Source organism: Kordia periserrulae, from assembly GCF_003054265.1.
Taxonomy (GTDB): Bacteria; Bacteroidota; Bacteroidia; order Flavobacteriales; family Flavobacteriaceae; genus Kordia; species Kordia periserrulae.
The window spans coordinates 138,505-152,985 of record NZ_QBKT01000003.1 but is presented as its reverse complement, the minus strand read 5'-3'; the positions used below and the strand labels follow the sequence as shown (position 1 = coordinate 152,985).

Sequence of the window (14,481 nt, the reverse complement as noted above, 5' to 3'; positions counted from 1 at the left end):
AGTATCGTGATTTTAAAAGCAGGTAGATTTGCGTATTTTTGAAATTATATTAATTACGCATGATTCATATACGCAACGCTACTTTGCAAGATATTGAACGTATTTCTGCCATTGGCACGACTACGTTTTTAGAAACATACTTACCCAATACGCCCAAAGATGCGGTGGAATCTTTTATTGAAAAAGCGTTTGCTTTGAAAACGCTACGTGCAGAATTTGACGACGAAAGCATTCACTATTTTTTAATTTTTCTCGGAGAAACACTGGCTGGTTATGCGAAAATTGTGCTGAATACCACAAATGAAGCAATACACAAAACCCAACTCACAAAGCTTGATCGTTTTTATGTGTTGAAAGCGTTTCACGGAAAACAACTTGGCGCAGCACTTTTTAATCATATCGTGACCTTTTCAAAAGAAAAAGAACAACACGGAATGTGGTTGTACGTACTCATCACAAATGAACGTGCCTTGCGTTTTTATCAAAAAAATGACTTTCAAATTGTCGGCGAATATGATTTTAAGATTTCTGAAACACGTTACAATCCAAATTATGTGATGTTTTTGGCGTTTTAGTATTATGTTTCATTCGACTATTTTACTACTTTTAATCTACAAAATAAAATATGAAAATTTTCCCTGTAAAAAAACAATATTTTAGACTTCACGATACACAGGCTGAAACACTAGAACGTTTGAAACGCAGAACTGAAAAATCTGAAAGCCTAACTTCTAACTTTACTGATAAATCGTTTAGAGGAATTATTGAAAGAAATACATTTAAACTGATTTCTTCCAAAATTGGCAAAGGTGCGTTTTGTGTGATGAAAGGTACCGTTGAAACGCATACAGGATATGTAACGGTAGAAATTCACAAAGTCGTCAGAATACCGCTAAGTATTATGTTTTTATTTCCGCCTATCGGGCTTACAATTGCTATTCTAATAGATATGGAGAAGTTTCATCCTATTTTGATTATTGTTGGTATTGTACAAATGTTTATCATTTGGTTTATTTTTACACGAGTTGTTTTCAAGTTTTTATCCAACCAAAGTTTACAGCGATTACGTGATGTGTTGGATGTGGAATGGACAGACAAAAACTAGCGAATAAGCATGAAGAAAGGTATATTTTTTCTATTCATCACCATCTTCTTTTTTTCTTGTAAAGAATCTCCTGTAACACAATTTGTCTTGTTTGATGAAGAATTCACTTTTACCTACGAAGATGCGTTGAATTCCTCGCCAAGTAAATCACATTATTATATCACCAATGAAATGCTGTCGCCAACTGTTCCTAAAGATTGGACAAGTCCTGTAGATTTTAGAAACGGAACGGTTCACATTCGTATCGAAGTGTTGGAAAAACCAGCAGGAAACGCTCCTACCAAATGGACGCTTTGTTATATTCCCAACAGAGGAAAAAACAATATGTACGGCTGTACGTCTACAGATTTATTTACGAGAGAAGGAATTTACGAGAAAACAGTTGCTATGAACGAGTTTTGGGAGAATGAATCCATCATTTGGTCAGAAGGAATCAAACAAATGGATTTGGTAATAAAAGATGACAGCGGCGGACAAGGACATGCACACAAACGTTCCGATTACGAAAAGTTCTTTCCCACGAAAGTGCGAATTACCATGACGCAAGTAGCCAAAGGTGAAACCTATACGCCACAGTTGACAAGGACTCAGTAATCAATTTTAGACGTATATTGTATGTTTAAAGCGAATTAAAATCTAGCAGATGCAACAAAATTTAGCCAAAAACCTAGCCAACCGATTACGCGAAGTCTACACCGAAGGAAAATGGGTAACGGGAACCAACATAAAAGAGGAAATTCAGCATGTTTCTTGGCAAGATGCGATACAACGTATTCACAACTTAAATTCCATTGCAGCCTTAACGTTTCACTTGCACTATTATATTGCTGGAGTTTTGCAAGTTTTGGAAGGCGGAACGTTGGATATTCGTGACAAATATAGCTTTGATGCGCCGCCAATTACTTCACAGGAAGATTGGGAAAATCGTATTCAAAAGTTTACAAAAGACACTGAAAAGTTTATTTCTTTAGTAGAAAACATGTCTGATAGTCAATTGTTTGAAAATTTTGTGCTTGAAAAATACGGAACGTTTTACCGAAATATAGACGTTCAAATTGAACATGCGTATTACCATTTGGGGCAAATTGTTTTGATCAAAAAGATGATAGGTATTTTGTAGAGGTGTTGGGTGTTGGGTGTTGGGTGTTGGGTTTTGGTTATTTGGCTAGTACAGACTTTACAAATTGCGTTGGAGTAATCATTTCGTGTTTTTTGAATTGACGGTTGAAGTAACTCGTATTATTGAATCCCGATTTGTACGCAACTTCAGAAATTCGAAGGTTTTTAGACTCTTTGATGAGTTTTTTCGCAAACTTAATTCGCTCCGAATTGATATAATCTATCGGAGAAATGCCTAGCGTGTTTTTAAACTGCTTGTGAAAGTGCGAAGTACTCATATACGCCTGCTTTGCCAACCCTTCCACGTTGATGTCTTTATCGGTTAAATGTGTTTTGATATATTTGATAACTGAGCCAATTCGCGTGTCGTTAAAAATATCGGTATCATTGATAATGAGCGACTTCGCTTTTGTTTGCAACAACCGTACAATCAATTCTTGAATCATCAAATCGAGCAGCACATCTTTGGAAGTCGTGTCATTGGTAAATGTATGCGTAAGTCGTTGCACCAAATGATTCACATCAGCATTATTAATTAAATGAGAGGCTTTTTGATCCAAATTCCACGTATTGTTTTCGTTTTCAATTTGTACCAATTGATTAAATTTCCCGACAACTTCTTCAATTTTAGAAGCGTCAATTCCCAATGCCAAACATTGCGTAGGCGCATTTTCGGTTGCTAATGGAAAATCAATCACCATTTCCTTATTCGTCGGCATCACAACCGATTCACCAGGGTAAAAATCAAACGCTTCAAAACCGTCCAAATGCATCACTTTCTTTCCTGTCAACATGCTAGCAATAATTGGAAAATCGAACGTCAACGAGACTTTTTCCGCGAAAGCGTAGGTTTCATAAATATTCAACTCCGCATATTCTGCACTATACGTCGTTCTATTTTCAACCAACGTAGTGAGTTTTCGGTGCTTTTTATGTTGACTTAACAATGGTTTCATACTCAATAATACAAAAATTTACAGCTTAATTTCCATTATAATAGATATGTGCAAGAATTTAAGATATATGTTCAATATAATGAGAATATGACAAACTAACTTTATAAAAATTAATAAATCGTAAAAAAATTAACCCTTTTAAAATTAAATCTACAATAATATGAGTTATTCAAAACCAACATTTAAAGAGAAATATCACAACTTTATCAATGGTGAATTTGTTGCGCCTATTGGTGGACAATATTTTGACAATACATCACCGATTGACAATAGTTTGATAGCAAAATATCCGCGTTCGCAAAAAGAAGATGTCGAACTTGCCTTAGATGCTGCCAATGCCGCCAAAGAAGCTTGGGGAAATACTTCTGCCACCGAAAGAGCAACCTTGCTTAATAAGGTTGCAGATATTATTGAAGCAAATTTAGAAGAATTTGCACTCGTAGAAACCTGCGATAACGGAAAACCTATCCGTGAAACCTTAAATGCTGATATTCCGTTATGTGTGGATCACTGGCGTTATTTTGCGTCGTGTATTCGTGCCGAAGAAGGAAGTGCTACCGAATTGGATCAGAACACACTTTCCATGAATATCAAAGAGCCGTTAGGTGTGGTGGGACAAATTATTCCGTGGAACTTTCCATTGTTAATGTTATCGTGGAAATTGCCGCCAGCACTAGCCACAGGAAATTGTGTTGTGTTGAAGCCAGCAGAACAAACACCTTCCACAGCAACCTTATTGATGGAAAAAATTGCCGATGTATTTCCTCCTGGTGTGATTAATATTGTGCATGGATTCGGTCCGGAAGCTGGAAAACCGTTAGCTTCAAGTTCGCGTGTGGATAAAGTTGCCTTTACAGGAGAAACGACTACAGGACAGTTGATTATGCAATACGCTTCCAAAAACCTAAATCCTGTGACGATGGAACTCGGTGGAAAATCACCAAACATCTTCTTTAACAGTGTGATGGATGCTGATGATGCCTTTCTAGACAAAGCGATTGAAGGTGCGGTGTTATTTGCGTTCAATCAAGGAGAAGTGTGTACCTGTCCATCGCGAATTTTAGTGCAAGAAGACATTTACGATGCGTTTATGGAAAAAGTAATCGAGCGTACGAATGCAATTATTCAAGACAATCCGTACGATACAAATACAATGGTGGGCGCGCAAGCATCGAACGACCAATACGAGAAGATTCAATCATACTTAAAAATTGGTGTGGAAGAAGGTGCCAAAGTCCTAACAGGCGGCGAAGCCAACAAACTTGATGGCGATTTAGCAAACGGATTCTACATTAAACCGACATTATTAGAAGGACATAATAAAATGCGCGTGTTTCAAGAAGAAATTTTTGGTCCAGTTGCTTGTGTGACAAAATTTAAGGACGAAGCAGAAGCCTTGGAAATCGCGAATGATACCTTGTATGGTTTAGGAGCTGGTGTTTGGACGCGTGATGCGCATCAATTGTATCAAATTCCAAGAGCCATTAAAGCCGGACGTGTTTGGGTGAATTGTTATCACGCCTATCCTGCACATGCACCGTTTGGTGGGTATAAAAAATCAGGATTTGGTAGAGAAAATCACGTGATGATGTTAGACCATTATCGTCAAACAAAAAACATGTTGATTTCGTACGATAAAAACAAATTAGGATTCTTTTAGAATCATAAGTTTTGTCATTCCTGCGAAGGCAGGAATCCATTTAACTTCAAAGTGGATTCCCGTCTTCACGGGAATGACACATTGTTTGATTTCAAAGTTAGCGCGAGTTTTAGACTCGCGCTATCCTTTGTATCTTTATAGAAAAATCTAAGTACTCAACTCTAAAACCTAAATACCAACTTCTAATCATGAAAAGAATCGCAATCACAGAAAAAGCCGCTAAAATTGTCAATCAACTCAAAAAACAACATGGAAACCTCATCTTTCATCAAAGTGGCGGTTGTTGTGATGGCTCGTCTCCGATGATTATTCCTGAAGAAGATATGTATTTGGACGAAAGTGATATACATTTAGGCGAATTGGAAGGCGTAAATTTCTACATGAATCAAGACCAATTTGAGTACTGGAAACATACACATTTAACCGTAGACATCACCGAAGGTCGTGGTGCCAGTTTTTCCTTAGAAATTCCATTAGGACTGCGATTTATAATTCACTCACGATTATTGACAGAAGAAGAAAATGCTGTTTTGAATCCGAAATAACGATTTACGATTGACGATTGACGATTGACGATTTTTAAATTATTGAATATCTTTGGATTATTTACCTAATGTATTTAGTATCTCAAATTTGTTTCCAGTCAAAAAATATTACCTCAAACTTTCTAAAAATCAAGAAGAAACATTACATCTTCTAGAGAAAAATACCAAGATATCTCATAGTTTTCGTCTAAGTAAAACGCATAAACCTTTCTTAGGAATTATTGACGGATATGCTTTTAAATTAGTTTGTCCACATTCACATTTTGCAATACTTTGTTGCATGCGTGGACAAATTCATGAAGATGAAATTCATGTTTTATTCAAACTCAAACGTGTTCCCAAAATCATCATGGTGATTTTTTTGTTAATCTTCAGTCTATCATTCATTAGCCATCTTTTTAGAAAAACAACGGATGTTTTTAGTTCTCAAACATTAGGAGGATTGATGCTAGTTTTGATGTTAGCTTTTATTGTCCCAAAAATGCTTTTTATCATGTCATCAAGAAAGTGTCTAAAAATTCTAACAAAAACGTTAAAGCTTGAAGAGGAAAAAGAAATGCAGTTTTGAATCCGAAATAACGATTTACGATTTACGATTTACGATTGCTGATTTTTGATTATAAGTAAATAATCGAGCAATAGCGAAATTTAAAACTTCAAAATTCATAATTCTGCATTCTACATTCTGAATTCCTACAACGTATCCAACTGATTACTCTTCCCATCATCACTAATCGTCCAAAAGAAACCGATAAAGAAAAACTGATCTTGTGCTGGACGTAGCGTTCTTCTTTGAAATATGCCGTTCATGTCTGGCTGATTCGCGTATTCGTAGCCAAACACGTTTCGTACACCTGCGGCATTCGACAACGAGAAATACAAGATTTTTTGCTGTGAAATTAAATATGCCCAATTCACACTTACACTATGAAAATCTTTGGTACGTTCGTTTAAAAATCCTCCGACGTTTGGATTTGTATATGGTCGTCCAGAAGCATAGTTATAGCTAAATCCTACTTGACTTTTTAACGAATCTACCCAATATTTGGTGACAACCGAAAAGTTGTGCTTTGTAGCAAAATTTGGCATGGCTTCCGTGGGAAAGTTTTCAAATTTTCGCGACGTGTCTAAGTAGGAATACGAAACCCAATAATCCACATTTTTGATACTTTTGTTATCACGCCAAAAAATGTCTAGTCCTGTGGCGTGACCGAAACCGTCATTTCCAAAATCACTTCCAAATTGTGGAATATCGCCCGAAAACGTCACCAAATCGTTGTATTTTTTGTGATACGCTTCCGCGCGAAACGTTTTGCCTTCATGCACATATTGATAGTTGACAATATAATGCGTGGCATTTTCTGGAATGAAATTGCTATTGAATTTTAAATAGGTATTGTTCGGATTTTGGTAAAATTGTCCAAACGCAAACGATACTTGGTCTTTTTCAGAGGTTTTGTACGCTACGGACAATCGTGGTGAAATGGTCGTTTTGTCCAGTAACGAAGCGTGATCAAAACGTACACCGACTTTGGCTGCGAAGTTTTTAGAGAAGAAAATGTCCGATTCCGCGAAAGCGCCAAACAGGTTATTGTTAAAACCATAGTTTACTGACGAAATTGTCTCGTTTTTAAATTCTTCATCGAAATCAGTGGTGAAATATTCTGCGCCAAAATTGAGTTTGAAACGATTGCTAAATTTCTTTTTCAACTTCGCTTTTACATGAATAGAATTTTCCAAACTGTTGATGCGGTCATTAATGATGCGAAGTTTCGTTCGGTCGCGCGTGTAACTTATTCCTGTGGCAATTCCCCAATCGTCGCTCAGCGTTCCTTTGTATGATGCGTTCATGTATAAATTGTTATTATTCAACTTAAAGCGAACCAATTCGTCAAAATTGATACTTTCTTGATCCAATTCAAAATCGGTAATATCAAATGCCGTGTAAAATTTCAACGTTCCATTCTTAAAATGATGACGAAATACACTTTCGCCTTGTCCGCCTTGAAATGGTTTTATCCAATCGTTTCGGTCTGGAAATAATGCTAAATACGGCGCCAAATTGATATACGACGTACTGAAACTTACAGAACCTTTTTTCCACTTTTCGGTATGTCCCACGCCGCCACCAACCGTCATGATGGAAATATCTGTTTTTTCTTGGTCAGGTTCGTTGATGGTGTTCAATTCCAACACGCCCGACAACGCTTGTCCGTATTCAGCAGAATATCCGCCTGTAGAAAAGGTAATTCCTTTAAACAGAAATGGCGAATAGCGACCGCGCGCAGGAATGTTGTTGGTGGTATTGCTATACGGCGTAAACACGCGAATTCCATCGATAAAGATTTGTGTTTCTTCGGCACGACCACCACGTACAAATAAACGTCCGTCTTCCGCAACCGTACTCGTTCCTGGTAAGGTTTGCAATGCGCCAACAAAATCGCCCAGCGCACTTGCCGTTGTAACAATGTCTAACGGTTTTAGCGCGGTGACTTTGGCATTTTCTCCCGCTTCAAACGAACCAGCACTTAATACAACAGCATCTAATGCATCTACATTTTCACGTAGTTGAATGGTGATATTTTGCATTTTAGATACATCTAATGACACTTCTTTCGTTTCAAACGACACAAACGAAATGACCAACACTTGCACTCCTTTTTCTTCCGTAGTAAAGTTAAATTCGCCTTTTTCATTAGTTGAAGCGCCATCGTAGGTTCCTTTTAAATAGACATTCGCGCCGAAAATTGGTTCGTTTTTAGCATCGGTGATAATTCCAGAAATGATAGTTTGCGCTATGCTAAAACTGCAACAAAAAAAGATACAAAGTGTGATTATTTTTTTCATGGGATGAATGATTTTATTGATTGATGATGAAGCAAATCTCTAGTAATTTGAACAACCTCTAAAAACCAAACGACTCAATTGTCGTAATTTTAGGATGAATTGTATTTTGGGAGAATTATTGTAAATTTGGTTGTTAAAAAATTGCTACTCGTACAAGCTTATGGACATCATGCTTTATATTTCGATTGCTGTTATTGGTATTTTTATTTACATCAAATTTTTTAAATCAAATACAGAAAGTGCTGGAATTTCAAGGCGTTCTACACAAAAATATCAAACGATTGACGACGAATTCAATGCCAAACGTAAAGCCAAGCAAGAACGCGTTGACCGTATTTTGGAAAAGATTAATGAGAAAGGTGTTGATAGTTTGACCGCAAAAGAAAAAGCGTTGTTAGATGAATATTCAAACGCAAATTAATGGCGTCCGTTTTCAGTCACGCGTTGGTAGCGTATACCATTAAAAAAGTGGCGAATGTTTCGCTAAATCCTATAAAATTATCCTTGCTTGCTATTTTTTGCGCGGTGATTCCTGATGCTGATGTGATCATGTTTCAGTTTGGATATTCGTATGAGCATCCGTTAGGGCATCGCGGATTTACACATAGCATTCTCTTTGCCTTTTTGTTGGCTTTTTTAGTTCGAATCATTTTTTATAGAAAGGTAAAATTCTTCTCCAAACTGGGAATGACGCTTTGCATTGTTTTCTTTTTGGCAACAATCTCACACGGATTGCTTGATGCGCTGACGAATGGCGGAAAAGGCGTTGGTTTTTTTATTCCGTTTGACGATACGCGCTATTTTTTTCCGTGGCGACCAATTTTGGTATCTCCCATAGGTGCTGCCCGATTCTTTAGTGAGTGGGGATTGCGCGTATTGCAAAGTGAAGCGTTGTTTATCGGAATTCCGTGCGGAATTGTATTAGTTTTGAGAATATTTCTAAAAAAGAAAACTACATGAAAACAATCGTATTTACCATCATTTTCATCATTATAGTGACGCTTGAACTTATTTTTGGAAGTTTTGAAAGTTATACTACGTGGCATTATTTTACAAAGCCTGCCATTGTCATTTCGCTAATGTTGTTTTTTATATTAAATGCAGATCATCTTCATTTAACTATCAAAATAACCACGATTTTAGCACTACTTTTTTCTTTGTTTGGTGATTGTTTACTGATGTTTGTGAGTAATGACGAAGGTTTTTTTATGGCAGGTTTGGTTTCCTTTTTGATTGCGCATATAATGTATATTCTTGTATTTCTGCGCGATTGCAATGGTAAAAAAGCTGCTGCACTTCCGCTAATTGTGTTACTTTTAGTATATGCAACAGGATTATTTTGGTATATCAAAGATGGTTTGGGCGATTTATTAATTCCCGTGTTGGTGTATATGACGGTCATTCTTACCATGGCAATAACGGCGTACCTAAGAAAAGGAATGGTGTTACCGCAAGGGTTTACGTTTGTCTTTATTGGAGCGGTTTTCTTTATGTTATCAGACAGTCTTTTGGCAATCAACAAGTTTTATGAAGCACTTCCCTATTCTAACCTTAGTATTATGGCTACGTATGCTGCCGCACAATTTCTAATTGTATCGGGAATCATCAAAAGTTATCAAAAATAAAAACGTACTATTTTTTTTGTTAATTTGTGGTGCTTTTTAAAAAAAGCGCAGTATATGAAGTTTTTTAAAGTTTTCATTATCATATTCTTACTAAATCTTTCTTTAGATATTTATTTTAATAATGCTAAAGAATTGTACGAATATAGAATTGTTACCAAACCGCTGATTACTATTTTATTGGCTATTTTTTTCTATATAAATAGTCAAGCCATGTTATTTCATCAACGCCTGATTATTCTCGGTGCGCTGGCAGCTTTGTGTATTGGAGATATTCTTTTATTGGAAGAAACTTCGTTTTATTCGTTTATTTTGGGACTTGTGTTATTTTTAATTTCAATGTTATTGTATTCGCTATATTTTTACAAGCAAGTACGCTACGATATTGATCGTTTAATTCCCTATTTGGCAGTTTCGTTATTGCTTTCGCTCTCGTTAATTTATTTGATATATGATAAGCTCGACAACTTACTAATACCTGTGATTATTTATATGATTACTGTTTTAAATTTTTTAAAGATTGGCTATTTACGCTATAAAAATGTAAACACGAAAAGTTATCGCCTAGTTTTTTGGGGAATTGCTTGCTTTACCATTGCACAAATCGTAATCGGGTTGAATCAATTTCATAACGCATTACCGTATAAAGATGTGTACATCATGCTTTTTTATGGAACATCACAATTACTGATTATTTTAGGAATTTTAACCGTAAAATTTCATACAACAGAAAACGCAGAAGGTACGCTTTTAGGATGACGATATATGCTTTCGTTTTTTGTACGGACGAATGATTAAGCGTGCTTCTCTATCAAAACGGATGTAATTATATACCCAATTGATAAAAACGACCAATCTATTTCGGAATCCTATTAAAAAGAATAAGTGGACAAACATCCACACAAACCACGCAAAAACACCTTGAAACTTGAATTTTGGCAAATCGACTACAGCTTTGTTTCTTCCTACAGTCGCCATAGAACCTTTGTCAAAATAGCTAAACGGTTTCATCTCTTTGCCTTCTATTTTACGAATCAAGTTCTTTCCTAAATGCTTTCCTTGCTGAATGGCGGGTTGAGCCATCATTGGGTGTCCGTTAGGATATTCGTCACTTTGCATCGCGGCAATATCGCCCAACGCATAAATATCATCAAAGCCTTTTACTTGATTGAATTCATTTACCAAAATTCGATTGCCTCTTGTAATAAGTTCCTCACTATCAACACCTGGAATTGTAGCGCCTTTTACACCTGCCGACCAAATTACGGTAGCCGTTTTAAAATTAACAGCTCCGTTGGTTTGCACCCAATCGCCATCATAAGTTGTAACGCGTAAATTTTTCCAAACATCTACGCCCAATTTTTGCAAATAATCTTCTGCTTTTTCGGAAGCGACTTCGCTCATTGCAGGCAGAATACGGTCAGAGCTTTGTATCAAGTTAATTTTCATCTGACGAATGTCTAAATCGGGATAATCTTTCGGCAAAATCCCTTTTTTAATTTCTGCCAAAGCGCCCGCCAATTCTACACCTGTTGGGCCAGCACCTACGATTACGAAATTCATCAATGCGTTTCTTTCTGCCAAATCGGAGGTTAAAATGGCTTGTTCAAAATTTTCAAGAATCAAACTGCGAAGATTCAACGATTGCGGAATCGTTTTCATCACCATACTATACTTTTCAATTTCGCTATTGCCAAAAAAATTCGTTTTAGAACCTGTTGCAATCACCAAATGGTCGTAACTTAAATCACCAATATCCGTACAAACACTTTTATTTTCGGTATCAATAGCTTCTACGTTTGCCATACGGAAGTAAAAGTTGGGATAATCTTTAATAATTTTTCGGATTGGGTATGCAATAGAGTCTGGTTCCAATCCGCCAGTAGAAACTTGGTATAGTAAAGGTTGAAATGTGTGGTAATTATGCTTGTCAATTAAAACGGCTTGCACTTCTTTTTTTCCTAATTTTTTTGCCAGCGAAATTCCCGCAAATCCGCCACCAATAATCACTACTCTAGGATAGCTTGTTCGTGGTATGTTCATAAAAAATCCTTTACGAGGTAAAAATACGGCTTTCTAAATTTTTTTTTGAAAATTTATGTAACATATTTGTGATAGGAAACACATATAGGCAAATTAACCATCAAAAATTGAACAAAAACCTCGAACATAACTTTGTTACCGAATTAGAACGCCATCAGAATATCGTTCATAAAGTATGTCGTATATATACCTCAAACAGAGATCAGCACAACGATTTGTTTCAGGAAATTACCATACAATTATGGAAAGCATATCCAAAGTTTAGAGGCGATTCTAAGTTTAGTACTTGGATGTATCGTGTGGCATTAAACACTGCCATTACCTTATACAGAAAGTCAAAACGCAGTGTAAAAACACAAGATTATGAAAGTGTTGTTTTTAAAATAACATCTGAGGATTATGATGATACGGAAGAAGAACAATTAAAAATAATGTACAAAGCAATCAAGCAATTATCAGATATTGAAAAAGCGTTGATTTTCCTATACCTAGAAGATAAAAATTATAAAGAAATAGCCTCGACAATTGGAATTACAGAAGTAAATGCTCGTGTGAAGATGAACCGAATTAAGACCAAATTGAAAAAGATTTTAAATCCATAAATTATGGAAGAATTAGATTTATTAAAAAAAGATTGGAAAAAGCAAGAGGCATATCAGCCGAAGCTATCCTACAATGATATTGATAAAATGATGGTGAAGAAATCCTCATCACTTGTAAAGTGGGTTTTTTACGTCAGTTTATTAGAACTTGGCTTTGGAATTGCCATTGTGCTCCTAGCCTTATTAATACAACCCGATTTGCTAAATGATTCAAGCATGCCTTCTTGGCTCAATTGGTTCTTTTATGCTTCTTCTGCGGTTGTATTTTATTTTATTTACAAGTTTTTCATCAATTACAAAAAAATATCTACGACAAGCTCTGTAAAAGATTTGATGAAAAATATTATGACCACACGAAGAACTGTGAAACATTATGTCATGTATAGCTTGAGTGTTATTGCACTTACGGTGTGTATTGCCATTCCAACTGGATATATTGAAGGCGCTGGTGGTATGGATATGTTTAAAGCTGAAGCCACGCTTTCACAATATTTGTTGCTCGCTGTAGGAACTATTGTAGCAGCTTGCTTGGTTGTAGCGTTGTTTTACGGAATTTACTATTTGATATACGGTTTACTAACCAAAAAACTCAAAAAGAATTACAGAGAGTTGAAACAATTGAAATCATAAAACCATTTACCAAACTAAAAATTAAATCATCATGAAACATATTTTTTTACTTATAGCGGCACTTATGTTTACAGTTTCCATAAGCGCTCACGAGCAAACCAACAGTTTTCAAAAAGAATTTGGGACTTCGTTAGTAGCTCCAACTACAGCATATACTTCTATATATACAATGAATAATGGCGGATTGATGCAGTTTATTTATAACGTTTTCCATAAAGTTGGTCAGGTTTTTTATACCACAGTCAACGAGCCAAAAGAGACGACATCTACAGCGAATAATCCCTAGTTTATCTATAAAAAAAGGACTCATGCATATTAGATGAGTCCTTTTTTATTTCGAAGTGATTTAAACTTTTTGTTTTGTAGCGAAAATTTAAGATTTTTTGGTCTGATGAAGTCTTTTTTGAGTGGCATAGCCATGGCTAAGGCACGAAAAAAAGTCAAAATTAGGGCAAAATAAGATTAATTTACAGCCAGAAGAAAAAGTTTAAATCACTTCATCTGTTAAGTAGTACGAATTAATATTCCCATTTACGCTTTTCATTGAGTTTTTCCATAGCTTCCAGTTCTTCTTGCGGAATCACTTTTAAAAACGATGGATGTTGCTCAATAGCATATTCTATTTTTTCAATAATTTCATCAACACTTTCGTTGTCGTAATCAATTTCCAAAGGCTCTTTAATCTCCATTGATTGTAAGATTCCTTTCTTTTTAATACGCAATCCTTTTCTATCAAACGAGCGTCTAAAACCGTCGATTACAATTGGTACTACAATAGGTTTGTAACGTTTTATAATATGTGCTGTTCCTTTTCGGATAGGTTTCCAAGGTCGCGTCGTTCCTTGTGGAAAGGTAATTACCCAACCATCATTCAACGCGATTCCGATATTGGAAATATCGCTCATTTTTACTTGTCTGTTAACATCTTCACCATTGGCACGCCATGTACGCTCAATACTTACCGAACCTGCATAGGCTAAAACTTTGGGTAAAAACCCTGATTTCATGGTTTCTTTGGCTGCTACATAGTATAAATTCAGCTTCGGATTCCACAAATAACCTACATTCTTAATATTATCATCACGTCCTTTTAGACTGGCATTAAACACGTGAAACATTGCCACAACATCAGCAAAATACGTTTGGTGATTGGAAACAAACAGTACATTTTTATCAGGCAAAGAGCGCAAAATATCTGAACCCTCAATTTTTAGCTCATTAAATCCGCGATAGCGTTTATGTGTCATAACGCCCGCAATTCTAATCAACCATTTTTTCAAAAAGAGTATATGTCCGAAAGGATTTCTTTTGAATAATCCCATGTATGTTCAATTTTTTACGAATTACAAATC

General features: G+C 35.9%; 18 protein-coding genes. 14 read left to right on the top strand and 4 right to left on the bottom strand.

Features of this window, described 5'->3' with window-relative positions; genetic code table 11:
• The first annotated feature begins 59 nt into the window (after window positions 1-59).
• The 4 genes from C8N46_RS07605 to C8N46_RS07590 are packed head-to-tail and all read left to right on the top strand — an operon-like array spanning window position 60 to window position 2,225.
• On the top strand, window positions 60-575 hold the full coding sequence (locus C8N46_RS07605; RefSeq protein ID WP_108114289.1) for a GNAT family N-acetyltransferase: 516 nt from the start codon (window positions 60-62) through the stop codon (window positions 573-575).
• A gap of 50 nt (window positions 576-625) precedes the next feature.
• Complete coding sequence (locus C8N46_RS07600; protein ID WP_108114288.1) at window positions 626-1,105, top strand: hypothetical protein; 480 nt, start codon at window positions 626-628, stop codon at window positions 1,103-1,105.
• A gap of 9 nt (window positions 1,106-1,114) precedes the next feature.
• On the top strand, window positions 1,115-1,699 hold the full coding sequence (locus C8N46_RS07595) for a hypothetical protein (protein WP_108114287.1): 585 nt from the start codon (window positions 1,115-1,117) through the stop codon (window positions 1,697-1,699).
• A 49-nt stretch (window positions 1,700-1,748) separates the two neighbouring features.
• Complete coding sequence (locus C8N46_RS07590) at window positions 1,749-2,225, top strand: DUF1572 family protein (protein WP_108114286.1); 477 nt, start codon at window positions 1,749-1,751, stop codon at window positions 2,223-2,225.
• Between the two features lie 37 nt (window positions 2,226-2,262).
• Here the strand turns inward: C8N46_RS07590 and C8N46_RS07585 are convergent, their stop codons facing one another.
• Window positions 2,263-3,180 carry an AraC family transcriptional regulator gene (locus C8N46_RS07585; protein WP_108114285.1) on the bottom strand — a complete coding sequence of 306 codons (918 nt, stop codon included), beginning with the start codon at window positions 3,178-3,180 and terminating at the stop codon, window positions 2,263-2,265.
• Window positions 3,181-3,340: 160 nt separating this feature from the next.
• On the opposite strand from C8N46_RS07585, the gene C8N46_RS07580 reads away from it, so the two are divergent.
• The 3 genes from C8N46_RS07580 (at window position 3,341) to C8N46_RS07570 (ending at window position 5,953) form a co-directional block, all read left to right on the top strand.
• The gene (locus C8N46_RS07580; RefSeq protein ID WP_108114284.1) at window positions 3,341-4,840 is read left to right on the top strand and encodes an aldehyde dehydrogenase family protein; all 1,500 of its coding nucleotides are present in this window, start codon (window positions 3,341-3,343) and stop codon (window positions 4,838-4,840) included.
• Between the two features lie 188 nt (window positions 4,841-5,028).
• A complete protein-coding gene (locus C8N46_RS07575; RefSeq protein WP_108114283.1) occupies window positions 5,029-5,385 on the top strand; it encodes a DUF779 domain-containing protein in 357 nt (118 codons plus the stop codon).
• Window positions 5,386-5,437: 52 nt separating this feature from the next.
• The gene (locus C8N46_RS07570; protein ID WP_108114282.1) at window positions 5,438-5,953 is read left to right on the top strand and encodes a hypothetical protein; all 516 of its coding nucleotides are present in this window, start codon (window positions 5,438-5,440) and stop codon (window positions 5,951-5,953) included.
• Between the two features lie 125 nt (window positions 5,954-6,078).
• On the opposite strand, the gene C8N46_RS07565 is transcribed toward C8N46_RS07570, so the two are convergent.
• Window positions 6,079-8,232 (bottom strand): TonB-dependent receptor, encoded by a 2,154-nt coding sequence (locus C8N46_RS07565; RefSeq protein WP_108114281.1) that lies wholly within the window; start codon window positions 8,230-8,232, stop codon window positions 6,079-6,081.
• 169 nt (window positions 8,233-8,401) lie between these two features.
• Here C8N46_RS07565 and C8N46_RS07560 point away from each other — a divergent pair, with 169 nt between their 5' ends.
• From C8N46_RS07560 to C8N46_RS07545, 4 genes are read left to right on the top strand one after another with little or no spacing between them, the layout of a single operon-like run.
• The gene (locus tag C8N46_RS07560) at window positions 8,402-8,653 is read left to right on the top strand and encodes a DUF6576 domain-containing protein (RefSeq protein ID WP_146169758.1); all 252 of its coding nucleotides are present in this window, start codon (window positions 8,402-8,404) and stop codon (window positions 8,651-8,653) included.
• Window positions 8,653-9,192, top strand: a complete 540-nt coding sequence (locus C8N46_RS07555; RefSeq protein ID WP_108114279.1) for a metal-dependent hydrolase — start codon at window positions 8,653-8,655, stop codon at window positions 9,190-9,192. The genes C8N46_RS07560 and C8N46_RS07555 overlap by 1 nt, the downstream gene beginning before the upstream one ends.
• On the top strand, window positions 9,189-9,857 hold the full coding sequence (locus C8N46_RS07550) for a lysoplasmalogenase (protein WP_108114278.1): 669 nt from the start codon (window positions 9,189-9,191) through the stop codon (window positions 9,855-9,857). The genes C8N46_RS07555 and C8N46_RS07550 overlap by 4 nt, the downstream gene beginning before the upstream one ends.
• A gap of 54 nt (window positions 9,858-9,911) precedes the next feature.
• Window positions 9,912-10,613, top strand: a complete 702-nt coding sequence (locus tag C8N46_RS07545; RefSeq protein WP_108114277.1) for a lysoplasmalogenase — start codon at window positions 9,912-9,914, stop codon at window positions 10,611-10,613.
• Here C8N46_RS07545 and C8N46_RS07540 read toward each other — a convergent pair.
• On the bottom strand, window positions 10,605-11,897 hold the full coding sequence (locus tag C8N46_RS07540) for an NAD(P)/FAD-dependent oxidoreductase (RefSeq protein WP_108114276.1): 1,293 nt from the start codon (window positions 11,895-11,897) through the stop codon (window positions 10,605-10,607). The genes C8N46_RS07545 and C8N46_RS07540 overlap by 9 nt on opposite strands.
• Before the next feature lie 107 nt (window positions 11,898-12,004).
• On the opposite strand from C8N46_RS07540, the gene C8N46_RS07535 reads away from it, so the two are divergent.
• The 3 genes from C8N46_RS07535 to C8N46_RS07525 are packed head-to-tail and all read left to right on the top strand — an operon-like array spanning window position 12,005 to window position 13,415.
• A complete protein-coding gene (locus C8N46_RS07535; RefSeq protein WP_108114586.1) occupies window positions 12,005-12,499 on the top strand; it encodes an RNA polymerase sigma factor in 495 nt (164 codons plus the stop codon).
• 3 nt (window positions 12,500-12,502) lie between these two features.
• Window positions 12,503-13,129 carry a hypothetical protein gene (locus tag C8N46_RS07530; protein ID WP_108114275.1) on the top strand — a complete coding sequence of 209 codons (627 nt, stop codon included), beginning with the start codon at window positions 12,503-12,505 and terminating at the stop codon, window positions 13,127-13,129.
• Between the two features lie 31 nt (window positions 13,130-13,160).
• Window positions 13,161-13,415, top strand: coding sequence for a hypothetical protein (locus C8N46_RS07525; protein WP_146169757.1), 255 nt, complete (start codon window positions 13,161-13,163; stop codon window positions 13,413-13,415).
• 232 nt (window positions 13,416-13,647) lie between these two features.
• On the opposite strand, the gene C8N46_RS07520 is transcribed toward C8N46_RS07525, so the two are convergent.
• Window positions 13,648-14,451 carry a lysophospholipid acyltransferase family protein gene (locus C8N46_RS07520; protein WP_108114273.1) on the bottom strand — a complete coding sequence of 268 codons (804 nt, stop codon included), beginning with the start codon at window positions 14,449-14,451 and terminating at the stop codon, window positions 13,648-13,650.
• Window positions 14,452-14,481: the final 30 nt, after the last annotated feature.